The organism is Deinococcus actinosclerus (assembly GCF_001507665.1).
In the GTDB taxonomy this organism is placed as follows: domain Bacteria; phylum Deinococcota; class Deinococci; order Deinococcales; family Deinococcaceae; genus Deinococcus; species Deinococcus actinosclerus.
This window is the reverse complement of sequence record NZ_CP013910.1, coordinates 1,033,863-1,056,494: the sequence shown is the minus strand read 5'-3', so window position 1 is coordinate 1,056,494 and position 22,632 is coordinate 1,033,863. Positions and strand designations below refer to the sequence as shown.

Sequence of the window (22,632 nt, the reverse complement as noted above, 5' to 3'; positions counted from 1 at the left end):
CGTTCACGCGCGTTCCCCCTGCGGGTCGGGTTCCGGTGAGTCTAGCGCGGGCTGGGGGGCGGCTGGGGGCACGGGGGCAGGTACGCGCCGCCCCCCGCCCGGGTTCCCGCCGCCGCCAGCTTTGCCGCCCCGGCCGCGCGTGGGGGCGCGTTTCAGCGCGCGTTCCAGCGCCGCCTGGAGATCCGCGAACGGCACGGTCAGGATGGCGGGGTTGGGGAGCAGGATGGCGCGGCAGGCCGGGAGACCGCCGGGCAGGGTGCGCAGGGCCTCGCGGGCGCGGCGGCGGGCGCGGTTGCGGTCCACGGCGCGCCTGAGGGTCTTCTTGCTCACCACGATGCCGATGATCGCGCGCGGCTGCCACACTTCCCCGTGGCGCGGGCGGTACTCGGTGACGCGCAGCGTGAAGAGGGGATCGCGCACCGCCTGGCCGTGGGCGCGCACCTTGCGGAAATCGCGGTCGCCCCGTAACGAGTCCAGCGCCACCGGACGGCGGGGCCGATCCTGGGTGGCGCTGGGAAGGTCTGACTGTGCGATGAGGGCCGCTCCGTGGGGGAGCTTACTCGTCGGCGACGGTGAGCTGGTGACGGCCCTTGGCGCGGCGACGCGCGAGGATGTTACGGCCGGACTTGGTCTTCATGCGGGCGCGGAAGCCGTGGGTCTTGGCGCGCTTGCGGTTGTTGGGCTGGTAGGTACGCTTCATGGTGCTCTCCTCTTCTTCTCGCGGAGCCGCCGGCCTCCTGGCCGGGCGCGCAGCGTCACGCGGGAACGCCTCCCTCGGGAGGCAAACTCCGGGAGTGTAGCATGACCCGGGCCCGGCGGGCAAAGGGCATCTGCGGCAGCGCGCCTGCGCCCCGACTTCTAAGCTGACCGCATGTCCAGCCCCGAGGCGACCCCCCATCGCCCTGCGCCCCCGCCGGCCCCTGACCCGGGCTCCGGACGACACGGTCCGGTGCCCCCGGACCGGCACCCGGCGCCCAGGCCACGCCGGACATCCCGGGCAGCCTGGCCCGACGCCTGGACACTCCTGCTGGGCGGGGCCGTGCTGCTCGCGGCGGCCTTCACCCTGGGGCCCGCCCTGTTCCCGCAGCCGCGCGTGCCGACCGTGACCCGCGCCGCGCTGACCGCCGCGACCTCGCCTGTCGCCACTACGCCTGTCGCCACCACGCCGCAGGCGCCGGTCTATCCCACCACGACCAGCGTCACGCCGCTGATCTCGGGCCGGGTGAACCTGAACTCGGCCAGCCTGGAGCAGCTCGAGGCCCTGCCGAAGGTGGGCCCGGCGCTGGCGGCGCGGATCGTGGCGGGCCGGCCCTACCGCTCGCTGGCGGATCTGGACCGCGTGAAGGGCGTCGGGCCGGCGGCGCTGAAGGCCCTGGGGCCGCTGGTGTCGTTCTGAACGCGCCCCGGGCCCGAGCGGGCAGTCTGCCGTGGCCAGTTCCAGCGGTGGCGGGCGTGATCGGCGGGATCCTGCTGGCGCTGGGGCAGGCGTGGGGCGTGGCGGCGCTGCTGGCCGGCGCGGGACTGGCGCTGTGGCACGCCCGGCCGGTCCTGCTGGCGCTGGTCGCGCTGGGCGGCGCGGCGGGCTGGGCCTCCGCGCACGCGGTCCTGACCCGCCCGAACACCCTGACACCGTGGTTCGGGGCGCAGGTGACGGTGCAGGGCGAGTGGGACGGGCAGTTCCTGACCCTGCGCGACCCGCCTGCGCGCCTCACCCTGGCGCCGAAGCCCACGCAGGGACCGGGGCGGCTGCGGGTATCGGGCCGCCTGCTGGCCCCGGAGGGCCGCCGCACCCCCGGTGGCTTCGATCAGGCCGCGTGGTTCCGCGCGCAGGGTGGGCTGCTGAGCGTCACGCCGGGCGGCGCGCTGGTGGGCGCGAGGGTGCGGGAGTTCCAGCCGCAGGGCGGGCTGCGCGGCTGGTTCCGCCGGGGCCTGACCACTGGCCTCACGGAGCGGCAGGGCGCGCTGATGCAGGCCATCGAACTCGGCGACCGGGGCGACATCAGCCGTGAGCAGTTCAGCGAGGGCGAAGCCGTGCGGGACGCCTTCGCGCGGGCGGGGCTGGCGCACCTGATGGCGCTGTCCGGGCAGAACGTGGCGATCCTGACCGGCGCGCTGATCCTGCTCCTGACGCGGCTGGGCGCGGCCCCCGCGTGGCGCTTCGGGCTGCCGGTGGGGCTGCTCGGGCCGTACCTACTGCTCGTGCAGTCTTCGGCCAGCATCACGCGGGCGGTCCTGATGGGCGGCGCGGTGCTGCTGGCCCTGGCGCTGGGGCGCGGGCGGCCCGACCCGCTGGGCGTGATCGCGCTGGCGGCGCTGGCATGCCTGCTGCTGTTCCCGCTGTGGCTGACAGACGTGGGTTTTCAGCTGTCGTTCCTGGCGGTGCTGGCCCTGACGCAGTCCGAACGGGTAGCGGGGCTGCTGCCGGGGCGCTGGCCGCGCTGGCTGCGGCTGGGCTTGGCGGCGACCCTGCTGGCCGAGGCGGGCACGCTGCCGGTCATCGCCGGGACGTTCGGGCAGGTGCCGCTCGTGGGTCTGCCCGCCAACCTGCTCGCGGAGGGGCTCATGGCCGCGCTGGTCCCGCTGGGCTTCCTGGCGGGACTGCTGGGACCGCTGGCCCTGCCGCTGAACGTGGTGAACGGCGTCCTGGCCGACGCACTGCTGCTGGTCGCCCGGACCTTCGGGCACGCCCCGGTGCTGAACTGGGGGCAGGTGGGCGTGGGGGGCTTCCTGGCCTACGGGGCGGCCGTGCTGGCGGGGTGGCTGTGGCTGCTGGGCCGCGTCCGCGCGCCCGCCGCGCTGGGCACGTGGCTGGCCTGCCTCCTGCTGACGACCCTGCCGGGACGACTGCACCCCGCGCGCGAGGTCGTCTTTCTGGATGTCGGGCAGGGGGACAGCACCCTGATCCGCCTGCCCCACCTGACGGTCCTCGTGGACGCGGGCGGCTCGGTGGGCAGTGACTACGACGTGGGCGCGCACACGGTCGTGCCCACCCTGCGGGCCCTGGGCGTGCGGACACTGGACGTGCTCGTCGCCACCCACGCCGACACCGATCACATCGAGGGCGCCGCGAGCGTCCTGCGCCAGCTGCCGGTCGGGGAGGTCTGGATCGGGCAGCGCAAGACGGACGATCCGGTCCTGACGGCCGTGCTGCTGGCCGCGCAGGAACGCCATGTGCCGGTGCGCGAGGTCCGCCGGGGCGATCAGGTCACCTCCGACGGCGCCTCCCTGACCGTCCTGTGGCCCGCCGGGACCGCGTGGTCCACCGAGGACAACGACAACAGCGTCGCCCTGCGCCTGGAGTCGCGCGGGTGGCGGGCCGCGTTCCTGGGCGACCTGCCCGATCCGGCCGAGGGCACGCTGGCCGTGGGACCGCTGAATCTCCTGAAGGCCGCCCACCACGGCAGTCGCCACAGCAGCTCGGCGGCGTTCCTCGCGCAGGTCACGCCGCCCGACACGGTGATCAGCGTGGGGCGCAACACCTACGGGCACCCTCACCCGGACGTGCTGGCCCGGCTGGCGCAGGCCCACTCACGGGCGTGGCGCACCGATCAGCTGGGCACGATCCGCTGGCCGGTGCCCTGAACAGGCGCAGGGCGCGAAGAGGCCTTCCCCTCCGCGCCCTACGCCTGACCGGCCGGATCAGTCGGTGGCGCTGACCTCGATCTTCTCGGCACGCGGGGCGAGTCCGGCGCGGCCCTTCAGGGGGCGTTCGGGCAGGGCGATGGTCGCCAGGAACGCGAGGCCCACGAGCACGGCGGACACCAGGAACACCTGATCGATCGCACCGGCCATGACGCCGCGCAGGGCGTCGAGGATGGGCTGGAGGAGGTTCGCGTCGCCCAGTTTGCCCAGGCCCGCGCCGAGTTGCGCGGTGGCCTGCGGGCTGGTCAGCAGGTTCGGGTTGGCGATGGCGTCCTGCACGGGGGCGGGCAGCGTGCGGGCCTGTTCGGGCAGCTGCGAGGCGAGGTTGGCGTTCAGGTGCGCGTTCACGAGCGCGCCGAACAGGCTGACGGCCAGGGTCCCGCCGATCTGCCGGAAGAACTGGTTGCCGCTGGTGGCGCTGCCCAGTTGCTCGCGCGGCGCGGCGTTCTGCACGGCCAGGGTCAGCTGGCTGTTCACGGGGCCCAGGCCCAGGCCCAGCAGGACCATGATGCCCACGGCGATCAGGATGGGCGTGCCCGTACCCAGCGTGGTGGCCAGCAGCAGCGCGCCGGTGGCGACCAGACCGCCGATCAGGATGAGGTTCTTGTAGCGGCCGGTGCGGCTGACGACCTGCCCGCTGAGGGTGCTGGTCAGGATCATGCCGAACATCAGCGGGGCCAGGGCCAGACCGCTGCCGCTGGCGCTTGAGCCGCGCACGCCCTGCATGTACAGCGGGAGGTACAGGATCGCGGCGTACATGCCCGCGCTCGTCAGGAAGCCCGCGACGGACGCGATGGCGATGCCGCGGTCCTTCAGGAGGCGCAGGTCGAGGATGGGGCGTTCCTGCCGGGCGCTGTGCCACGCGTACGCACCGAAGGTGAGGACAGTGGCGGCCAGCAGGCCCAGGATGGTGGCGCTGCCCCAGGCGTACGTGCCGCCGCCCCACGAGAGGGCCAGGGTCAGGGTGGTGACGGACACGCTCAGCAGCAGCGCGCCGGGCGCGTCGAAGTGGCCGCGAGCGCCGGGGGCGGGCAGGCGGAAGTAGCGCCAGATGAAGTACGCGGCGAGCAGCGCGAAGGGCAGGTTCACGAAGAACACGCTGCGCCAGCCCAGATGATCGGTCAGGAACCCGCCCACGAGCGGCCCGACGACCGAGCTGACGCCCCACACGGCGCCGGTGTAGCCCTGGTAGCGGCCGCGCTCGATGGGCGTGAACAGGTCGGCGATGGCGGTGAAGCTCATGGCCATCAGGGTGCCGCCGCCGATGCCCTGGAGGGCCCGCAGGAAGATCAGCTGCTCCATGTTCTGCACGAAGCCCAGCAGGACGCTGCCCAGCGTGAACACGGCGATGCCGAGCAGCATCAGGGGGCGGCGGCCGTAGCGGTCGCTGACGGTACCCACGATGGGCAGGGTGATGGTGGTCGCCAGCGAGTACGCGGTGAACGCCCAGGCGTACAGGTGGAAGCCGCCCAGGTCGCTGATGACGCGGGGCATGGCGCTGCCGACGACGGTGAGGTTGAGGCTGGACAGGAACAGCACGGTCAGGATACCGACGAACGCGAGGAGCTTCTCGCGCGACGGGGCCGGACTGGCCGGGGTGGGTGCGGGGGTGGTCATGCGGGGTCTCCGGGGGTGGGGCAGGGGGCGTGCAGGGCGGTGTCCAGGGCGGCCAGCGCGGCCAGGGCGGCCTGCACGCGCTCGGGGGGCAGGTGGCCGAAGTGCGCGTGGACGATGTCCTGCGCGACGGCGCGGGTGAGGGCGCGGGTGGCCTGGCCGTCCTGGGTGAGTTCTAGGCGCTGCACCCTGAGGTCGCTGGGGTCGGTGACGCGGCGCACCAGGCCCGCCTGGACGAGCTTGGTGACCATGCGGGTCACGGTGGGCGCGGGAAGGTTCTGTGCCTGCGCCACGGCGCCGGGCGTGTCGGCGCCGTCCATGACGGTCGCCAGCACGAGCAGCTCCTTGGTGTTCAGGCCCAGCGCGGTTTCCAGCGGCTCGTCGAGGACGTGGTGCACGCGCCGGGACAGCCGCAGGATCAGCCGGACGAGGCCGTACAGGTCGTCCATGACTGCGGTGGGGGTGAGGGTAGGACTTCCGTTCATTTCAGATGGAAGTATTTCAAATGGAAGGAGTTGCCGCCAGTGGAGAAGTGTTCATCCAGCAGGAACACCACAGGTCACACTTCAGGGGGCGACCGCGCTGACGGGCCTCAGCGGCCAGCCAGCGGCACACCCCTCAGGGCCGCCCAGCCGTCCAGCATCTCCGAGAGGCGCACCCCGCCGCGCAGGTGCGCGTCCAGCACGCCCGGCAGCCACGGCAGGGCGTCCCCCGGCAGGGCGTGCGGGTCGAACCACCCGACCTCCGAGGTCTTCTCCAGCGGTGTGGGCTCGCCCGCCCAGTCGCGGATCAGGAAGAACACGTCCAGGCCCCCCACGCCGTCCAGGTCGTAGCGGCAGGCACCCAGGCAGGTCAGGGCCGCCGGGTTCACGCGCAGGCCCACCTCCTCCAGCGCCTCGCGGGCCGCCGCCTGCGCCAGCGTCTCCCCCGCCTCCACGTGCCCGCCCGGCAGGCCCCACAGGCCATCGGCGTACGACGACCCGGAGCGGCGGCCCAGCAGCACCCGCCCCGCGTCGTCCTGCACGATCAGCCACGCCACCAGATGGAACGTCACGCGATCACCCGCGCCTCGCGCACGTCGCGCAGCTGCTCGGTCAGGCGCGCCCCGCGCCGCAGGTGGGCGTCCAGCAGCGGCGCGATCCACGGCAGGGCGTCCGGCGGCAGCGCGTCGGGGGCAAACCACGCGACCTCGGAGGTCTTGTGGAGCGGCTGCGGCTCGCCCTCCCAGGCAAGCGTGCGGAACAGGAAGTCCGTGCCCTGCGCGCCGTCCACCTCGTAGCGGCGCACGCCCAGCAGGGACAGCCCGGCCGGGTCGAGGCTCAGCCCCGTCTCCTCCCACACCTCGCGCGCGGCCGCCTCGGGCAGGCCCTCGCCACGCTCCACGCCACCGCCCGGCAGGCCCCACAGGCCATGCCCGTACGCCGAGCCGTCCCGGCGCCCCAGCAGCACCCGGCCCCCCTCATCCTGCACGACCACCCACACGAGCAGATTCCGCATGGCCCAGGGTGGCACGCGCCGCGTGCGGCAACCGCAACCGGTGACGCAGGACACTCCCCGCGCGGCGGCCTGCGCTATCCTGCCGGGTGCGTCACCGGGGGTGCCTGCCAAAGGGCGGGCTGAGACTTACCCCAGGAACCTGATCCGGGTCATTCCGGCGGAGGGAGCGTGACCGGCCGCCCACACCCGTGGTGACGGCCCACCGCTTCCCCTCGTGACGCGAGGGGACTTTCTTATGCGCAACACACTGATCCTGCTGACCGCACTCGCCGCCGCTGGCGCCGCCAGTGCCCAGACCACCCTGACCGTCATCACGCACGATTCGTTCGACGTGGACAAGAAACTCATCGCCGCGTTCGAGACGCAGAACAAAGCGAAGGTGCGCTTCATCAAGGGCGGCGACGCCGGGGAACTCCTGAACCGCCTGATCCTCACCCGCCGCGCCCCCATCGCCGACGTGGTGTACGGCCTGGACAACAGCCTGCTGCCCCGCGCCCGGCAGGCCGGCATCCTCCAGCCGTACAAGAGCCCCCTTCTCTCCCGCGTGCCCGCCGCGTACCGCCTGGGCGACGACGGCCTGCTGAACACCGTGGACTACGGCTTCGTGGCCCTGAACTACGACCGCGCGTGGTTCGAGAAGAACGGCGTGGCGCTCCCCAGGAGTCTCGACGACCTGAAGACCCCCGCCTACGCCAAGCTCACGGTCGTGCAGAGCCCCGCCACGAGCAGCCCCGGCCTCGCGTTCCTGCTCGCCACCGTCAACCACTACGGCGAGACCGGCGCGTGGCAGTGGTGGCGCGCCGCCCGGCAGGGGGGCATGAAAGTCACGCGCGGCTGGAGCGACGCGTACTACAAGGACTTCACCCGCAACGGCGGCAAGTACCCCATCGTCCTGTCCTACGCCAGCAGCCCCGCCGCCGAGGTCTTCTACGCCGACGGCTTCAACCCCGCTAAACTTCCCGCGCAGGCCCCCACCGCCAACCTCTTCCTGCCCGGCAGCACCTACACCCAGCTCGAAGGCGTGGGCATCCTGAAAGGCACCAAGCAGGCTGCCCTCGCCCGGAAATTCGTGGACTTCATGCTGGGCGCGCCCGTCCAGGCCGATATTCCCACCCGCATGTGGATCTACCCCGCCGTGAAAGGCACCACCATGAACCCCGTGTTCACCTTCGCGCAGGAACCCCAGCCCACCACCGTGAAAGCCGAGGTCGCCGCCAACCCCCAGCGCCTTGTGGACGCCTGGGTCACGCAGGTCCTCAGAGCCCGGTGAGGGCGCGGCAAAATCAACCACTCTGCCCAAGCTGAACAAGTAGAACCTGCCGACATGCACCGAGACACCCTGCCCCTCTACCGTCCTGGCCCACGAGCCGTCGTGCGCGCAGCGCGCGGGCCTTCGGCGGTACCGGACTCGCAGAGCTGCGGAGCAGAGGATGGCGTCGAGGCCGGACACGTCACCGCCCAACTCCGACACGCTGCGTCAGTCAAATCTCTTGCCCAGTGCAACGGAAGCCCACTCGTGCCCCCTGGCGATGGGGGCTGGGGGGTAGGGCAGCCCGCCGCAGGCGCCCCCCTATGACGTCCCCGAAACTCCAGGGTTGGCTCCTCGCCCTGCCCGGCCTGATCTTCGTGGCGCTGTGCCTCGTCCTGCCGCTGGCCAGAACGCTGCGGGAGGGGGGCGTGACCCTGGACGTGTGGCGTGACCCGTACTTCCAGGGTCGCCTTGCCTGGACCTTGACGCAGGCGGGCGTGACGGCGGGCGTGGCGGCGCTGATCGGCGTGCCGCTGGCGTTCCTGCTGTCGCGCTTCGAGGTACGCGGAAAATCGCTGTTCCTGCGGCTGCTGCTGTTGCCGTTCGTGACGCCGACGCTGGTGGCGGTGCTGGGCCTGAGTGCGCTGCTGGGTCCGCAGGGGTGGGTGACGCGCCTGACGGGGGTAGACCTGAGTGACACGCCGACGCTGCTGGTGCTGGGGAACCTGTTCTTCAACGTGCCGGTGCTGGTGCGCCTGAGTTACGCGGGGTTCGCGCGGGTGCCGGGGAACGTGGTGGGCGCGGCGCGGTCGCTGGGCGCGCCCTGGTGGCGGGCGGCGCTGGGCGTGGCGCTCCCGCTGGCGCTGCCGGGGGTGCTGGCGGGAGTGGTGCTGGTGTTCCTGTACTCGGCGTTGAGTTTCGGCCTGCCGCTGGCGCTGGGTGGGGAGCGGTTCGCGACGCTGGAGGTGGAGATCTACACCCTGACGGCCCTGCAACTGCGCCTGTCGGAGGCGAGTGCCCTGATCGTGGGGCAGCTTGGGTTCACGCTGCTGGCGACCTGGGCGTACGTGGCACTGTCGCGCGGTGGGGTGGGCGTGCCGTTGGGGGGCCTGCCGCGCGCGCGGGGCGGGGCGCGGGCGGCGCTGCTGCTCTTGGGTGGCGTGGTGGCGCTCGTGTGTTTCGCGCCGCTGGTGGCGGTGGCGCTGCGGGGCGTGCTGGGCGCGTCGGGATTCACGCTGGGGTACTGGCAGGGCGTCCTGGCGGACGAATCGACGCCGCTGCTCGTGTGGAACACGCTGCGCTTCGGGCTGATGGCCCTGGCCGGCGCCACCCTGCTGGGCGGCCTGTACGCGCTGGGCGCGTGGCGGGCCGGGTCGCGGGCGCTGGATCTGGTCTCGCTGCTGCCGCTGATGGTCTCCCCTGTCAGCCTCGCGGTCGGGTACCTGCTGGCGTACCCGGTGCTGGCCGCCACGCTGCCCATGCTGATCGCGGCGTACACGCTGCTGGCGTGGCCGCTGGTGGTGCGCTCGCTGCTGCCCGCGCTGCGGGCCATTCCACCCCGGCTGCTGGGGGCCGCCCGCTCCCTGGGCGCCAGTCGCGGCGCGGCGTTCCGGTCGGTGACGGTGCCGCTGGCCTTCCCGGCGCTGCGGGGCGGCGGGGCGCTGGCCCTGGCGACCGTGCTGGGCGAGTTCGGCGCCACGCTGGTCCTCACTCGGCCCGAGTGGGCGACCCTCAGCACCGGCCTGTACGAACGGCTGGGCCGCCCCGGCGAACGCAACCTCGGCGAGGCGTGTGCGCTGGCGACCGCGCTGCTCATCCTCGCCACACTGGCCTTCACGCTCCTCGACGGCGGCGAGGGCGAGGTGACGTGAGATGCTGTCCCGCGTGAGCGAGTCTGCCCTGGCCCTGTCCCTCTCGGGGATCCACAAGTCGTTCGGTGGGGTGGCGGCGGTGCGGGGTGTGTCGCTGGACGTGGCGGCGGGTGAGACGGTGGCGCTGCTGGGCCCGAGCGGGTGCGGGAAGAGCACGGTGCTGCGGGTGGTGGCGGGTCTGGAGCGGCCGGACGCGGGGTCGGTGGCCGTGGCGGGGCGGGACGTGACGGCCCTGCCGCCGGAGGCGCGCGGGGTGGGATTGGTGTTTCAGGATTACGCGCTGTTCCCGCACCTGAGCGTGCTGGGGAACGTGGCGTACGGGCCGCGTGTGCGGGGGGCGGGGCGCGCGGCAGCGGAGGCGTGGGCCCGCGAGGCACTGGCGCTGGTGGACCTGCCGGGGCTGGAGGCGCGGCGGGTCGCGCAGCTGTCGGGGGGGCAGGCGCAGCGGGTGGCGCTGGCGCGGGCGCTGGCGACGGGGGCGGGGCTGCTGCTGCTGGACGAGCCGATGTCGAACCTGGACGAGCGGCTGCGCGCGGAGTTGCGTGCAGGGCTGCGGTCGCTGTTCGCGCGGGTGGGAGCCGGGGTGCTGCTGGTCACGCACGATCAGCGCGAGGCGCGGGCGCTGGCGGGGCGCGTGGCGGTCATGCGGGCGGGCGAACTGGTGCAGGTGGGGGGGGCGGAGGAGGTGTTCGCGCGGCCCGCGACGGCGTGGGTGGCGGCGTTCCTGGGCGAGTCGAACCTGCTGCCGGACGGGCCGGGTTGGGTACGCTTCGTGCCGGAGGAGGCGCTGCGGCCCGGTGTGGGTGACCGTTGGCCGGTGACAGCGCGGCAACCCGTGGAGGGGGGTGTGCGCGTGACGGTCGCGCACGCGTGGGGGCCGCTGTCCCTGACGCTGAGTGCGCGGGAGGCGGCGGCCCTGGACGGCGACCGGCTAAGCCTGAGCGTGGACGAGTCGGGCGTGCGGCGCCTGCCGGAGGACCGTAGCTCCTAGAGTGACGTTCCTCACATTTTTCGTATGCTGACAGCATGGTCAACTCGAACAGGGCAAAGGGTGAGGGGAGGCGTGGGGCGCGGCTGAGTCTGCCGCGGCTGGGGCTGACGCTGCTGGGCACGCTGTGCGTGGGCACAGGCAGCGCGGCGACGTACGCGGGACCGCAGGCGGCGGTGTACATCGGGGACCGCTGGTGCAGCGGCGGCTACTGCTCGGGCAGCGTGTACGCCGCGTTCGACGAGGCCCTGTCCCGGGCCCTGAGTGGCAGCGGCTACGTGCGTCCCCTGCGCCAGCCGGAGGGCGCGAGCCTGGACCTGCGGGGCGGCATCACGGACGTCAGTACCGGTGGGGGGCTGTGCCTGCCGTTCGTGGGCTGCGTGCGGGGCACCACGGTGCGCGCCAGCCTGGAGCTGCTCGACCGGCAGACCGGTGAGGTCCGCTGGCAGGACGCCTGCGAGGGCAGCAGTTCGGGCTTCAGCACCTGGACGTGGTGGACCGGCAGCGTGTATCTGGATTCCGACGAGGGCAAGGCGGCGGCGGACTGCGCGGCGAAGATGGTCCAGAAGCTGACCGGGAGCGCGGTGCTCAGGCCGTACCTGACGCTCGCGCCGGGCGCAGCCCTCAATTCCCCTGCGGCTCCTGCCGCGCCGGCCACGGCCCTCGGCCCGGCCCCCGCCGCAACCCTGCTCGTCCGGCAGCTGGAGGGCGCGCTGCGCGGGCTGGCGTTCGCGGACCTGAACGCGCTGTTCAGCGGCGACGTCCTCAACCCCGTGAAGGTAAAGGAACTGAACGCGGCGGCCACAGCGGCGACCCTGAAGGCCGCGGCATCCCTGAAGTTCGAGGTGGGGGCCCCCGAGACCGCCGGGCCGTACCAGCTCGTGGGCGTCACGTACACCCTGCCGGACGGGCGGGAGCGCTTCACGCAGCTGGCGGTCACGTCGGACCCGGCGCTGAACCCGCGTGGTGGAACGCGGCTGCTGTACCTGTCGCCGCTCAATCCGCTGCGGTCCAGCGCGCCCCTCGACGGGGTGAGCCGCAGCGTGGAGACGCTGCTGGGTGACGTGCTGGGCAGCCTGAACCTGCCGGGGCTGTAGGTCTACACTGGGGAGGTTTTGAGACGACTGGGCGGCGCAGAGGAGCAGGCGAGGATCGCGTGGGTGCTGGTGGGGGGTCGCCTGGACCCGTCACCGCTGCTGGCGGCGCTGCCCCGCCCCGCCGTGGTGGTCGCGGCGGACGGTGGGGCGCGGCACGCGGCGCTGCTGAGCGTGCAGGTGGACGTGTGGGTGGGCGATTTCGACTCGTCGGCGGGCGTGCAGGTGGACGCCCCGCGTGAGGTGCACCCGGCAGCGAAGGACGAGACGGACGCGGAACTGGCGATCCGCGTGGCGCGCGAGCGGGGGGCGACCGAACTGGTGCTGCTGGGGGCGTTCGGGGGACGCTTCGATCACACGCTGGCGCTGGCGCTGCTGGCCCTGCGCCTGACCGAACGCGAGGGCCTGCGCGTGACGCTGACGAGCGGGAACGAGTGGGGCTGGCCGCTCACGCCTGCCTCTCCCCTGTCGCTGGACGTGCCGCCCGGCGCGACCCTGAGCGTGCTGGCCGTCTCGGATCTGCGCGGCCTGAGCCTGGGCGGGGTGCGCTGGCCGCTGACCGAGGCAGATATTCCGCTGGGGAGCGGCTGGACGGTCAGCAACGAGGCGCCGGGCGGGCCGGTCACGGCCTCGCTGCGCGGCGGGCACGCCATCCTCACGGTTCTGCCGGGACTGCCGGACTGACAAAAGGGGGAGGCCCGCGCGGCGCTCCCCCTTCCCTCTGCGTTCAGGTCAGTTGGCGGGGCAGGCGTCCACGCCGGGGCGGGTAGCGCGCGTGAAGCGGCAGCCGTAGGCCGGATCGGCGAGTACGGCCGGGGTGGTCACGTCGTCCCCGGCGGGTTTGGCGCCGCCCGCCTCCCACTTCACGAGGTCGCCGAAGCCCTCGGCGAGTTCCGGGCCCGTGAACTCGCAGTGCCCGGCGGCGCGGATGGCGCGCTGCACGAGACGGTCGCCGTTCCCGGCTGCGTTCACGGCTGCGCGGTACAGCTGCTGATGTTTGAAGGGCACGTAGAAGTCTCCGGTGGTGTGCATCGTCAGGACGGGCACGCCGATCTCGCCGTTCACGCGCGGCAGGTCGCGCACGCGGTCAGTGCGGGCGGGGTTGGGGTTCTGGTCCGGCGTGACGCGCAGGATGCCCGCGTTGAAGGCGGCCTCGGCAGGGGTGGGGGTCGCGCCGCTCGTCCAGCGGTAGCTGGTGTTCACGTTGCCGTAGATGTTGCGCGGCAGGATGCCCGTGATGGTGCCGTCCGCGCCGCCGGTGCCCAGCACGGCCTTCTGCCAGTACCCGGCGCGGAAGCCCAGGTCGAACACGGGACGCGGGCCGCCGGTGAGGTTGCGGGCGATCTCGCGCAGTTTCGCGCCCTGGGTGGCGTTCTCCTGCCACAGGGGGTCGGTGGTGCTGGTGAAGAGCGCGGCCAGGATGTCCGGCAGGAGTTTGGCGTAGGTGTCGGTGCCTTGCGGGAACGTCTTCGGGCCCAGCCCGGCAAGCTGCGCGGCGGCCAGCGTGTAGTCCCCGAGCCACTGGAATTCATATTCCTCGTCCATGACGCCGCAGACGGGCATGGCGGCGGCGTAGGCCACCTTGTTCTTCGCGGTCTGGGCCGTTTCCTTCTCCACGGCGGCGCCCGCCACGTGCCCGCCCATGCTGACGCCCATGATCAGGGTCTTGGTGGGTCTGGCCCTGCCCGTCAGGGTCGGGAAGGCGTTGGCCAGGGCGTTGGTGTCCTCCACGCCGGCCTGCACGTCGTAGTAGTTGGCGCTGTAGGAGCTGGCCGCCCAGGCGTACCCGAGGCTCAGCCAGTAGGCGCGCAGCGCGGGGGCCTGCACGATCAGGTTCGGGCCGTCGCCGGCGTACCCGTGGGCGTACATGATCAGCTGGCCGTTCCAGTTGGCGGGCACCTCGATGGCGTACGCGGCGTCGCCGTGGATGCCGGGCATGACGCCCTGATAGATGCTCGCGCCGCTCAGGGCGGTGAAGGTGGGCGTCACGGCCTTGAAGGTGCGGGCGTCGTGGGCGCGGGGGGTGGTGGGGACCGGCACGGAGGCCGGGGCGCAGGCCGACAGGGCGAGGGCAGCAAGCAGACTGGCAGTCACGGAACGCTTCATGGGACTCCTTGGGCGCGTGGCCGCGCCGGGTTCGGCTGTGATGATCTGCCCTGACTATAGACCCGGGAACCCCGGAGGGGGCAGCCGCGTACAGGACTGGCATGAGATCAAGTGGCAGAGGGTGGGGGTGCGGGTGTCTGGGCTGCGGCGGGGGCACGCTGCTGGTGCTGGCGCTCCTGGTGGGCGCGGCGTGGTTCTTCGTGATTCAGCCCGCGCGGGCGTTCCTGGCGAACTGGCAGACGCCGCCCGCGCAGACGCAGTCGCAGAGTGGAGGCGCCGCCACGCCGCCTGCCCCGGCGGGCAACGTCAACGCGGCCCTGACGCGCGCGGACGTGCAGAAGTTCGTGCGGGTGCGCCGGGAGGTGCGGCAGGCGATGGGCTCGTCCTTCACGGGCGTGCAGCAGGTCTGGACGGACATCCAGAACGGGCAGAACCCGAACCTGTTCCAGATGATGACCGTGCTGCGCGAGGTGGGCGGCAGCGTGGGCGCGGCCCGGCAGGCGCAGGCGGCCGCCCTGAGCAGCGAGAACATGAGCGCGGAGCGCTACGCGGTGGTGCGTTCGGGCGTGAACCGCGCGCTGGGTCTGCCCAGCATCGACTTCTCGCAGGCGGCGCAGGCCCTCCAGAGTGGGCAGCTGCCGGACCTGAACCGCGACGTGCAGACCGGCACCGCGCAGGAGCGGGCGCTGGTGCAGCCCTTCCAGCAGGAACTGACCGAGACGGTCGCGCTGGGCCTGCTGGGGCTGTAACGGCACGGGACACGGGCGCCCTCCGCGTGGGGGCGCCCGTATCCCGTGCCGTCAGACGGTCTGGTCGCGGCGGGGCGCGGCGTACAGCAGCGCCTGGGCCAGGGCGGCCGGGTCGTGTCGGGCTTGGCCGGGGTGCAGCAGCGGCAGGATCACGCTGCGGCCGCGCAGGTCGCGGCTGGCGCCGCCCAGGCCCAGCAGGTGCGCGCCCTCGGCGGCGTAGCGCTCGATCACGTCGCGGGGGGGCATGGCGTTGTTCACCAGCACGCAGTCGGGCGCGCGCCCCAGGTGACGGGTGATGGCCTGCACGTGCCCCTCGAGGGTGAGGTCGTCGGTCTCGCCGGGTTCGGTCATCAGGCTCGCCACGTAGATCAGGGGCGCGGGGGTCTGGCGCAGTTCGTGGGCTACAGCCGGCACCAGCAGCGCGGGAATGATGCTGGTGTACAGGCTGCCGGGGCCCAGCACGATCTGGTCGGCGTCGCGGATGGCCTGCAGGACCTCGGGCAGGGCCGGGAGGTCCGGCGGGTCGAGGGTCACGTGCCCGATGCGCGCCGCGCCCACCTGCCGCGCGAACTGGCTCTCGCCGCGGATGGTGCGCCCGTCACTCAGGTGCGCGACCAGGGTGGGGGGCTGCGTGGCGGCCGGGTACACGCGCCCACGGATGCGCAGCACCTCGTGGATGTCGATCATGGCGTCGCTCAGGCTCCCCTCCTCCTCGCTGAGGGTGGCGAGCATCAGGTTGCCGAAGGTGTGCCCGGCGATGCCGTCGCCGCGCTGGAAGCGGTGCAGCAGCAGCCGCGCCATGACGGGGCTGTCGCTCAGGGCGGCGTAGCAGTCGGTGAGGTCGCCGGGGGCGATCATGTCCAGCGACTGGCGCAGGCGGCCGCTGCTGCCGCCGTCGTCCGCGACGGTCACGATGGCGGTGGTGTTCCCGGTGTGCACGCGCAGGCCCGACAGCAGATTGGACATGCCGGTGCCGCCGCCGAGCGTCACGATGCGCGGCCCACGCGCGAGGTGGCGGTTCTGGTACATCAGGTCCACCGCCTGGTCCGGCGCGGTGCCGGTCCCGCTGAGCACCGAGCGGTTGAGCATCATGATGCTCCACAGCGCGCCGAACAGCGCCAGCAGCATCAGCACGATGCCGCCCACGTACAGCGGCATGACCTCGGGGCGGATCAGGGCGTTCACCCACAGGATCCAGCGGGTGGCCGTGAAGTGCAGCGGGCCGGTCCAGGTGAAGTGCAGCACGCCGATGGCGCCGAGCAGGGTGCAGGCCACGAACAGCGCCAGCCAGCGCTTGACGCCGATGCCGGGCGACATCCACATGCGGGCGCGGCGGGTGGCGCGCCGCCCACGGGCCCGCAGCGCTGTGCCCCGCCCGTCCGGCGCGGCGTCAGGGTGCGGGTGGGGCGGCAGGGGCGGGTCACTCATGGGCGTGGTCTTTCATGTCACGGTGATCCATGATGTCGACGTTCAGGTCGGCCAGATCGTGGGCCAGCCGGGCCGCGACGGCCACGCTGCGGTGCTGCCCGCCGGTGCAGCCGATGGCGACGGTGTACCCGTGGCGGCCGCTGCTGCGCGCCCGTTCGGCGGCCACGCGCACGAAGTTGCGCAGGTCGGCGTAGAACTGTTCGCTGCTCTCGCCCTGCAAGGCGTAGGCGGCCACGTCGGGTTGCAGGCCGGTCTTGGGGCGCAGGGCCGGGTCGTAGTAGGGGTTGGGCAGGCTGCGCACGTCCAGCACCAGGTCCGCGTCGCGCGGGGGCGCGTACTTGAAGCCGAAGGACATCAGGCGCAGGTGGAAGTCGTGTTCCAGCCGGAAGACCCGCAGGATCTGCGCGGCGAGTTCCTTGGCGCTCAGGGCGGTGGTGTCGATCACGGTGTCGGCAATGGCCCGCAGTGGGGAGAGCAGTTCGCGTTCGCGCGCGAAGTCGAACATCAGGTTCTCGCCCAGCGGGTGCTCGCGCCGCGTGAAGTTGTAGCGTTGCAGCAGCACGTCGTCGTTCGCTTCGAGAAACAGCACGCGCAGATCCTCGCGCCGCCGCGAGAGCCGCAGGTAACTGTCGTCCAGGGCGCTCAGGAAGTCGCGGGTGCGGGCGTCGGCGCTGATCGCCACGCGGGTCAGGCCGCGCGCCTGCACGAGGTCATGCATGGCGCCCCACAGTTCAGGTGGGAGGTTGTCCGTGATGAAGAACCCGGCGTCTTCCAGGGTTCGCAGCGCGGTGCTTTTTCCACTGCCGGACAGACCGGACACGACGACAAACGGCATGCGGCCAGTGTAGCCCGCCCCCGGGCAGGCGCCCGTGACGGGAGCGTCATACGGCGTGAAGGCCGCCCCGACCGGGGCGGCCTTCAGCGGGAGCGGCTCAGCGAACCCTGGTGCCGCTGGGCAGGTCGAGGCCCAGGCCCACGAGGTCGAGGTTGCCCTGGTCGTCCTCGGCGGCCAGGATCATGCCCTGGGACTCGATGCCGCGCAGCTTGGCGGGCTTCAGGTTGGCGACCAGGATGACCTTGCGGCCCACGAGCGCCTCGGGCTCGAACCACTTGCGGATGCCGCTGACGACGGTCCGTTCCTCCTCACCGAGTTTCACGGTGAGTTTCAGGAGCTTGTCGGCCTTGGCGACGGCCTCGGCGGCGAGGACTTCCGCGACGCGCAGGTCGATGCGGGCGAACTCGTCGATGCTGATCAGCGTTCCCCCGGTTTCGGTGGCCTGGGGAGCGGCGGCAGCAGCAGCGGGGGCCGGGGCGGCAGCGGGCGTGGGGGCGGCTTCTGGGGCAGTCTGGGTCATGGGTTTCTCTTTCTTGCCGGGCTTCGGGGCGCTCGCGGCGGGGGTGGGGGCGTCTTTCGGTTCGGGTTTCGGGAAGAGGATCGCGCCGCCCTGCACGCGCGTCCCGGCGGGCGTGAGACCCCAGGCGGCCTGGAGGGCGTAGGTGTGGCCGCCGAGGCCCAGCTGGGCGCGCAGTTCGCGGGCCTTGACGGGAATCACGGCCTCCAGGGCGACGCTGGCGACGCGCAGGCCCTCGGCGGCGGTGTACAGCACGGTGTCCAGGCGGCGCTGGGTCTCCTCGCTCTTGGCGAGGGTCCAGGGTGCACTCTCGGCGATGTAGCGGTTCAGGTCACGCACGAAGTTCATGGCGGCCTCGATCGCCATGTTGATCTTCAGGTCGTCCACGAGTCCCAGGATCTGTCCGGGCAGCGCCAGCGCCGCCGATTCGATCTCGCGGTCCCGGTCGCTGAGGTCCGCCGCGGCGGGAATCACGCCGGCGCGGTACTTCTGGATCATGCTGACGGTGCGCGACAGCAGGTTGCCCAGGTCGTTGGCGAGGTCGCTGTTCAGGCGGTTGACCAGGATGCCCTCGCCGTAGGGGCTGTCGGCGCTGAGGGTCGCCTCGCGCAGCAGCGTGTAGCGGATCGCGTCGACCGGGAACTCGGCCACGAGCGCCTCGGGGTCGATGGCGTTCCCGAGGCTCTTGCCCATCTTGCGGCCGTCCTCGGCGAGGATGTGGCTGTGCACGACGAGGCGGCGGTAGGGGGGCAGCCCGGCGGCTTTCAGCATGGTCGGCCAGAACACCGCGTGCGGCTTGAGGATGTCCTTGCCGATCACGTGCCACGCCGTGCCGATCACGTCGGGCTTCGCGCCCTTGCTGACGGGAGCCGAGACGTAGTTCAGCAGCGCGTCGAACCACACGTACGTGACGTGGTCCGGGTCCCAGGGCAGTTCGATGCCCCACGGGACGCGGCTCTTGGGCCGGGAGATGCTCAGCGGCCCGATGGGCTCGCGCAGCATCTCGATGACCTCGTTGCGGTACCCGGCAGGCTGGATGAAGTCGGGGTTCTGCTGGATGTGCTCCAGCAGCCACGCCTGGTACTTCTCCATGCGGAAGAAGTAGTTCGCCTCGCGGCGCAGTTCGGGTGGGTCCTTGTCGCCGGGGTAGCGGCGCACCCCGTCGGGACCCTCCACGAGTTCCTTCTCGGTGACGTAGCGTTCGGCGCCCACCGAGTACAGGCCCTCGTACTCGTCGAAGTAGATGTCCCCGGCGTCGTACACGCGTTGCAGGACGTCCTGTACGAAGCGCTTGTGGCGGCCTTCGGTGGTGCGCACGAAGTCGTCGTAGCTGATTTCCAGGCGGTCCCACAGGCCCTTGAAGGCGCGCGTGGCGAGGTCGTCCACGAACACCTGCGGGGTCTGCCCGGCCTTGGCGGCGGCCTTGGCGATCTTCTCGCCGTGCTCGTCGGTGCCGGTCAGGAAGAACACGTCCCGCCCGGCGAGGCGGTGGTAGCGGGCGATGGCGTCGGTGAGGATCTTCTCGTAGACGTGCCCGATGTGGGGCGCGCCGTTGGCGTAGTCGATGGCGGTCGTGATGAAAAAGGGGCGGTTCGGGTCTTGGCTCATGGGCGTCCTTCCTTCCTGACGCGCGCCCAGGTGGGAGCGGCGCCGGGCAGCCGGTTCAGGATACGGGCTGCGGGGTGGGGCGTGAACGGGGTGCGGGGCGCCTGGCCTGATCAGGACGCCCCGCACGGTCGCTGCTCATGGTCAGCGCCCGGGGGGCATTCGCATCATCGGGCGGGCCGTCATGCCGCCCAGTGTACTGTCCGGCCGGGGCCGCGCGGACGCGCTGTCTGGCCGGGCAGCCGACCGCCCGCTCTCATGAAAATGACTGTCTAGGCAAGGAGGCCCCAGGGGCGCTGGGGGGCCGGTAATTTCCGGGCGGAATCCCATCCATCTCGTGATCCGGCCCCAGGGGGCCACGTTCCGCATTCCGTCATCCTCGTCTTACCGTTCCACTTCCCCCGGAGGTTTCCATGCGCCGCACCCTGCCCACCCTTGCCCTGCTGTCCCTGACCGCCCTGCTCGCCTCCTGCGGCAGCTCCCCCGCCAGCGTGCAGGCCAGCGAGCCCACGCCCGGCGTGGTGAACGTCGCGGACCTGCCCGTCGATCCGTACGCGAAGACGGCGGCCGTCCAGCCCCAGGCGACCGAGGCGTACAACATCACCCTGAACTTCGCCGCCGGCAGCGACGCCAGCGTCGTGAACGCCATGCAGGCCGCCGCCAGCCGCTGGCAGGGCGTGATCACCCAGGGCCAGCCGGACCTGACCGTCAGCATTCCCGCCGGGAGCTGCGGCAGCAACGCCGCGTACAGCGGCACCATCGACGACATCCTGGTCTTCACCGGGAACAAGAGCATCGACGGCCCTGGCGGCATCCTGGCGCAGAGCGGCCCGTGCAGCGTGCGCACGAGCACCGGCCTGACCACCTACTCGACCCTGGTGTTCGACACCGCCGACCTGGCGAACTTCAGCAGCCAGCTCTCCGACATCGCCGTGCACGAGCTGGGGCACTCGCTCGGGATCGGGTCGCTGTGGTCGCGCTTCGGGCTGGTCAGCGGCGTGAACACCACCAACCCCATCTACAAGGGCACCAACGGCGTGCGTGAGTACCGCGCGGCCGGCGGCACCCTGACCACCGTGCCCGTCGAGAACCAGGGCGGCAGCGGCACGGCGGGCGCCCACTGGCGCGAGACGACCTTCAAGACCGAGCTGATGACCGGCTACCTGAACAGCGGCGTGAAGAACCCCCTGAGCCGCATCAGTGTCGGCAGCCTGCAGGACATGGGCTACACCGTGAACTACGCGGCGGCCGACGCGTACACCGTGCCCACCGCCACCGCGCAGACCCTGCACGATCTGGACCTGGGTGGCCGCGAGCAGATCATCACGCCCAAGTACCGCACCGAGTAAAGCCTCAGCGGCAGCCAAGAGCAGCGCGCCCCGGACCTCTTCCGGGGCGCGTTCGCCGGCTTACAGCCGCAGGCCGAAGGTGACGGCGCCCGGCGCGCGGCGCAGCTCCTGAAAGCCCAGGTGCCGGTAGAAGCCCTGCGCGCGGACGTTGGATTCACCGACCCCAAGGTGCAGGCCGCGCACACCGGCCACCCGCAGCGCCCCAAGCAGGGTGGTCATGAGCGCCCGGCCCCGTCCGCCCCCCTGCGCTCCGGGCAGCAGGTCGATGTGCAGGTGGGCGGGATACTCGGCCAGTACGTCGCGGGGCGCGCGGGGTGGATGGTGGATCAGGTGCGCGATCCGCTCATCCGGCGTGCGCGCCGCCCTGGGTACAGCGGCCGGGTCGGGGTACAGGTCACGCAGGGGCGGCCACCACCCGCGCTCCAGCGTCGCCTCGAAGGCGGCGGTGTCGGGCGTGCCGAGCACGTAGCCCATCACCTCGCCGCTCCGCTGGTCCTCCAGCACGAAGGCGAACTCCGGGGCGTACGTCAGGTACGGCCCGGCATACACGTGGCCCAGGATCAGGGGATCGGCGTACAGGTGGGTGGCGTCCTCGCCACTCGCGCCGGTTTCCAGGCAGATGCGGTACAGCGCGGCGCGGTCGGTCTCGCGGGCGGGGCGCAGGGTGAACATGCTCCACAGTGCAGCACACCGCAGGGGGCAGGGGGGTGCCGGGGTGGTGTGAACCTGCCCCGCACCAGCATTCTGTTCACAGCGGAATGTAGAATAGAGGCAATGATCGCCTACCTGTCCGGCACCGTCCGGGAAGTCCGAGAGAACAGCGCCGTCGTCGTCGCGGGCGGCGTCGGCTACGAGGTGCAGTGCCCCGTCAGCACCCTGGGCAAGCTGACCGTCGGCGAAATCGCCGAACTGAACACCCGCTTCATCGTGCGTGAGGACGCCCAGCTGCTGTTCGGCTTCCACGACGCCGACAGCGTCCGCGTGTTCGACCTGCTCACCAGCGTCAGCGGCGTGGGGCCCAAGTTGGCCCTGGCGCTGCTCTCCGCCATGCCCGTCAGCGCCCTGGCCGCCGGCCTGCTTGGCGGGGACGTGAAGCTGCTCTCCAGCGTCAGCGGCGTCGGGAAGAAGACCGCCGAGCGGCTCGTGCTCGAACTCCAGGGCAAGGTCCCCGAGCACCTCGCCGCGCCCGCTGCGGGGGGCAGCGCGAAGGCCGCGCGGGTCACGAGCACCGCCGGGCGCGACGCCGTGGACGCCCTGCTGGCCCTGGGCTTCCGCGAGGCGCAGGTGCGCGGCGTGGTCGCCGAACTCCTCGCGGCCGACCCCGACCTGAGTGCCGACAGCCTGATCCGCAAGAGCCTGGGCAGGCTGCGCTAGGCCGCGCCTCAGGGTCGTCTCTTCAGAGTCGGCTCAGGGGCCGCTCGCCTGCGGGCTGCGCTCGTGACGCCCGTTGCCCCGGCCGGGTCAGCCGGGCTGATTCGCGGGCGGGGCCGTCAGCGTCCGGAGGAGCCGCGTCCCGAGGTGCGGGGGCAGCAGGCCCGGCAGGGTCAGCTCCTCGAACACGAAACCACTGAGGAGCAGGTAGCCCATCAGGAACTCGTCGTCGCCCTGCGTGAAGCCGTGCGTTTCACTGAACTGGCGGCTGAGGGTCAGGTTGTCCTGCACGGTGGTGCGGAAGGCGTCCTGAAGGTCCGGGTGTCGCCGGGCCAGCAGGCGCAGTTCCAGCAGCGCCAGGGTCGCGTCACGTTCCCGCTGCATGCGGTCCAGCAGGTGCTGGAGGACGGCGGCGTGCCGCGTCGGCTGCGGATGCTCCAGCGCGGCGGCCAGGGTCTGCGGGTCCGGACCCAGACGGCTCAGGACGTGGCGGGTGACCTCAAGCAGCAGGTCGGCCCGCGTGCGGAAGTAGTTCGCGGCGGTACCGACGGGCAGGGCGGCCGCCTCGTCCAGATTGCGGTAGCTCAGCGCAGCGGAGCCCCGTTCGGCCAGGAGGGTGACGGCGGCGTCCAGCAGGGCCGCGCGGCGGGCAGGATTCTGTCGCATCGCTGGTATGGTACACTCGTACCGGTATAACTGTCATTCACAGGAGGTGCG

At 72.3% G+C, this 22,632-nt stretch carries 22 protein-coding genes and 1 riboswitch; of the genes, 10 read left to right on the top strand and 12 right to left on the bottom strand.

Features of this window, described 5'->3' with window-relative positions:
• Positions 1-3: 3 nt before the first annotated feature.
• Both rnpA and rpmH read right to left on the bottom strand, forming a co-directional pair.
• The gene (gene rnpA / locus AUC44_RS05110; RefSeq protein ID WP_062157680.1) at positions 4-483 is read right to left on the bottom strand and encodes a ribonuclease P protein component; all 480 of its coding nucleotides are present in this window, start codon (positions 481-483) and stop codon (positions 4-6) included.
• A gap of 73 nt (positions 484-556) precedes the next feature.
• Entirely contained in the window at positions 557-700 is a 144-nt protein-coding gene (rpmH, locus tag AUC44_RS05105) for a 50S ribosomal protein L34 (protein ID WP_046844501.1), read from the bottom strand.
• A 339-nt stretch (positions 701-1,039) separates the two neighbouring features.
• Here rpmH and AUC44_RS05100 point away from each other — a divergent pair, with 339 nt between their 5' ends.
• Both AUC44_RS05100 and AUC44_RS05095 read left to right on the top strand, forming a co-directional pair.
• Positions 1,040-1,396 (top strand): ComEA family DNA-binding protein, encoded by a 357-nt coding sequence (locus AUC44_RS05100; RefSeq protein ID WP_231724536.1) that lies wholly within the window; start codon positions 1,040-1,042, stop codon positions 1,394-1,396.
• A gap of 47 nt (positions 1,397-1,443) precedes the next feature.
• Positions 1,444-3,582, top strand: a complete 2,139-nt coding sequence (locus AUC44_RS05095) for a DNA internalization-related competence protein ComEC/Rec2 (protein WP_082688953.1) — start codon at positions 1,444-1,446, stop codon at positions 3,580-3,582.
• A gap of 57 nt (positions 3,583-3,639) precedes the next feature.
• Here AUC44_RS05095 and AUC44_RS05090 read toward each other — a convergent pair whose 3' ends face one another.
• The 4 genes from AUC44_RS05090 to AUC44_RS05075 all read right to left on the bottom strand — a co-directional run bounded on the left by AUC44_RS05090 (position 3,640) and on the right by AUC44_RS05075 (position 6,753).
• On the bottom strand, positions 3,640-5,259 hold the full coding sequence (locus AUC44_RS05090) for an MDR family MFS transporter (RefSeq protein WP_062157678.1): 1,620 nt from the start codon (positions 5,257-5,259) through the stop codon (positions 3,640-3,642).
• Positions 5,256-5,741 (bottom strand): MarR family winged helix-turn-helix transcriptional regulator, encoded by a 486-nt coding sequence (locus tag AUC44_RS05085; RefSeq protein ID WP_062157677.1) that lies wholly within the window; start codon positions 5,739-5,741, stop codon positions 5,256-5,258. Before AUC44_RS05085 ends, AUC44_RS05090 begins: the two co-directional genes overlap by 4 nt.
• Before the next feature lie 107 nt (positions 5,742-5,848).
• Complete coding sequence (locus tag AUC44_RS05080; protein WP_062157676.1) at positions 5,849-6,310, bottom strand: NUDIX domain-containing protein; 462 nt, start codon at positions 6,308-6,310, stop codon at positions 5,849-5,851.
• On the bottom strand, positions 6,307-6,753 hold the full coding sequence (locus AUC44_RS05075) for an NUDIX domain-containing protein (protein WP_062157675.1): 447 nt from the start codon (positions 6,751-6,753) through the stop codon (positions 6,307-6,309). Before AUC44_RS05075 ends, AUC44_RS05080 begins: the two co-directional genes overlap by 4 nt.
• An 86-nt stretch (positions 6,754-6,839) precedes the next feature.
• Positions 6,840-6,937, top strand: a riboswitch (TPP riboswitch).
• 51 nt (positions 6,938-6,988) lie between these two features.
• On the opposite strand from AUC44_RS05075, the gene AUC44_RS05070 reads away from it, so the two are divergent.
• The 5 genes from AUC44_RS05070 (at position 6,989) to AUC44_RS05050 (ending at position 12,639) form a co-directional block, all read left to right on the top strand.
• Positions 6,989-8,023, top strand: a complete 1,035-nt coding sequence (locus AUC44_RS05070; RefSeq protein ID WP_062157674.1) for a thiamine ABC transporter substrate-binding protein — start codon at positions 6,989-6,991, stop codon at positions 8,021-8,023.
• A 302-nt stretch (positions 8,024-8,325) separates the two neighbouring features.
• The gene (locus tag AUC44_RS05065; RefSeq protein WP_062157673.1) at positions 8,326-9,873 is read left to right on the top strand and encodes an ABC transporter permease; all 1,548 of its coding nucleotides are present in this window, start codon (positions 8,326-8,328) and stop codon (positions 9,871-9,873) included.
• A gap of 1 nt (position 9,874) precedes the next feature.
• Positions 9,875-10,864 (top strand): ABC transporter ATP-binding protein, encoded by a 990-nt coding sequence (locus tag AUC44_RS05060; protein WP_062157672.1) that lies wholly within the window; start codon positions 9,875-9,877, stop codon positions 10,862-10,864.
• Between the two features lie 35 nt (positions 10,865-10,899).
• Positions 10,900-11,958, top strand: a complete 1,059-nt coding sequence (locus AUC44_RS05055; protein WP_062157671.1) for a hypothetical protein — start codon at positions 10,900-10,902, stop codon at positions 11,956-11,958.
• An 18-nt stretch (positions 11,959-11,976) separates the two neighbouring features.
• A complete protein-coding gene (locus tag AUC44_RS05050) occupies positions 11,977-12,639 on the top strand; it encodes a thiamine diphosphokinase (RefSeq protein WP_231724535.1) in 663 nt (220 codons plus the stop codon).
• Between the two features lie 48 nt (positions 12,640-12,687).
• Here the strand turns inward: AUC44_RS05050 and AUC44_RS05045 are convergent, their stop codons facing one another.
• Positions 12,688-14,061: an alpha/beta hydrolase gene (locus AUC44_RS05045; protein WP_062157670.1), complete on the bottom strand. Its 1,374-nt coding sequence runs from the start codon at positions 14,059-14,061 to the stop codon at positions 12,688-12,690.
• Between the two features lie 164 nt (positions 14,062-14,225).
• Here AUC44_RS05045 and AUC44_RS05040 point away from each other — a divergent pair, with 164 nt between their 5' ends.
• Positions 14,226-14,810 carry a hypothetical protein gene (locus tag AUC44_RS05040; protein WP_231724534.1) on the top strand — a complete coding sequence of 195 codons (585 nt, stop codon included), beginning with the start codon at positions 14,226-14,228 and terminating at the stop codon, positions 14,808-14,810.
• A gap of 51 nt (positions 14,811-14,861) precedes the next feature.
• Here the strand turns inward: AUC44_RS05040 and AUC44_RS05035 are convergent, their stop codons facing one another.
• The 3 genes from AUC44_RS05035 to metG all read right to left on the bottom strand — a co-directional run bounded on the left by AUC44_RS05035 (position 14,862) and on the right by metG (position 19,198).
• On the bottom strand, positions 14,862-16,238 hold the full coding sequence (locus tag AUC44_RS05035) for a gluconeogenesis factor YvcK family protein (RefSeq protein WP_062157668.1): 1,377 nt from the start codon (positions 16,236-16,238) through the stop codon (positions 14,862-14,864).
• Entirely contained in the window at positions 16,231-17,073 is an 843-nt protein-coding gene (rapZ, locus tag AUC44_RS05030) for an RNase adapter RapZ (RefSeq protein WP_062157667.1), read from the bottom strand. Before rapZ ends, AUC44_RS05035 begins: the two co-directional genes overlap by 8 nt.
• 97 nt (positions 17,074-17,170) lie before the next feature.
• A complete protein-coding gene (gene metG, locus AUC44_RS05025; protein ID WP_062157666.1) occupies positions 17,171-19,198 on the bottom strand; it encodes a methionine--tRNA ligase in 2,028 nt (675 codons plus the stop codon).
• Positions 19,199-19,608: 410 nt separating this feature from the next.
• On the opposite strand from metG, the gene AUC44_RS05020 reads away from it, so the two are divergent.
• The gene (locus AUC44_RS05020; protein ID WP_062157665.1) at positions 19,609-20,544 is read left to right on the top strand and encodes a leishmanolysin-related zinc metalloendopeptidase; all 936 of its coding nucleotides are present in this window, start codon (positions 19,609-19,611) and stop codon (positions 20,542-20,544) included.
• A gap of 60 nt (positions 20,545-20,604) precedes the next feature.
• On the opposite strand, the gene AUC44_RS05015 is transcribed toward AUC44_RS05020, so the two are convergent.
• A complete protein-coding gene (locus tag AUC44_RS05015; protein ID WP_062157664.1) occupies positions 20,605-21,216 on the bottom strand; it encodes a GNAT family N-acetyltransferase in 612 nt (203 codons plus the stop codon).
• 102 nt (positions 21,217-21,318) lie between these two features.
• On the opposite strand from AUC44_RS05015, the gene ruvA reads away from it, so the two are divergent.
• Positions 21,319-21,918, top strand: coding sequence for a Holliday junction branch migration protein RuvA (ruvA, locus tag AUC44_RS05010; protein WP_062157663.1), 600 nt, complete (start codon positions 21,319-21,321; stop codon positions 21,916-21,918).
• A gap of 87 nt (positions 21,919-22,005) precedes the next feature.
• Here the strand turns inward: ruvA and AUC44_RS05005 are convergent, their stop codons facing one another.
• The gene (locus tag AUC44_RS05005) at positions 22,006-22,581 is read right to left on the bottom strand and encodes a TetR/AcrR family transcriptional regulator (protein WP_062157662.1); all 576 of its coding nucleotides are present in this window, start codon (positions 22,579-22,581) and stop codon (positions 22,006-22,008) included.
• Between the last annotated feature and the right edge of the window lie 51 nt (positions 22,582-22,632).

Excerpts from the sequence above, each read along its gene's own strand:
- rpmH (WP_046844501.1), bottom strand. The coding sequence starts at position 700 with ATGAAGCGTACCTACCAGCCCAACAACCGCAAGCGCGCCAAGACCCAC.
- AUC44_RS05090 (WP_062157678.1), bottom strand. The coding sequence starts at position 5,259 with ATGACCACCCCCGCACCCACCCCGGCCAGTCCGGCCCCGTCGCGCGAG.
- AUC44_RS05085 (WP_062157677.1), bottom strand. The coding sequence starts at position 5,741 with ATGAACGGAAGTCCTACCCTCACCCCCACCGCAGTCATGGACGACCTG.
- AUC44_RS05075 (WP_062157675.1), bottom strand. The coding sequence starts at position 6,753 with ATGCGGAATCTGCTCGTGTGGGTGGTCGTGCAGGATGAGGGGGGCCGG.
- AUC44_RS05070 (WP_062157674.1), top strand. The coding sequence starts at position 6,989 with ATGCGCAACACACTGATCCTGCTGACCGCACTCGCCGCCGCTGGCGCC.
- AUC44_RS05065 (WP_062157673.1), top strand. The coding sequence starts at position 8,326 with ATGACGTCCCCGAAACTCCAGGGTTGGCTCCTCGCCCTGCCCGGCCTG.
- AUC44_RS05060 (WP_062157672.1), top strand. The coding sequence starts at position 9,875 with ATGCTGTCCCGCGTGAGCGAGTCTGCCCTGGCCCTGTCCCTCTCGGGG.
- AUC44_RS05055 (WP_062157671.1), top strand. The coding sequence starts at position 10,900 with ATGGTCAACTCGAACAGGGCAAAGGGTGAGGGGAGGCGTGGGGCGCGG.
- AUC44_RS05045 (WP_062157670.1), bottom strand. The coding sequence starts at position 14,061 with ATGAAGCGTTCCGTGACTGCCAGTCTGCTTGCTGCCCTCGCCCTGTCG.
- AUC44_RS05035 (WP_062157668.1), bottom strand. The coding sequence starts at position 16,238 with ATGAGTGACCCGCCCCTGCCGCCCCACCCGCACCCTGACGCCGCGCCG.
- rapZ (WP_062157667.1), bottom strand. The coding sequence starts at position 17,073 with ATGCCGTTTGTCGTCGTGTCCGGTCTGTCCGGCAGTGGAAAAAGCACC.
- metG (WP_062157666.1), bottom strand. The coding sequence starts at position 19,198 with ATGAGCCAAGACCCGAACCGCCCCTTTTTCATCACGACCGCCATCGAC.
- AUC44_RS05020 (WP_062157665.1), top strand. The coding sequence starts at position 19,609 with ATGCGCCGCACCCTGCCCACCCTTGCCCTGCTGTCCCTGACCGCCCTG.
- AUC44_RS05015 (WP_062157664.1), bottom strand. The coding sequence starts at position 21,216 with ATGTTCACCCTGCGCCCCGCCCGCGAGACCGACCGCGCCGCGCTGTAC.
- ruvA (WP_062157663.1), top strand. The coding sequence starts at position 21,319 with ATGATCGCCTACCTGTCCGGCACCGTCCGGGAAGTCCGAGAGAACAGC.
- AUC44_RS05005 (WP_062157662.1), bottom strand. The coding sequence starts at position 22,581 with ATGCGACAGAATCCTGCCCGCCGCGCGGCCCTGCTGGACGCCGCCGTC.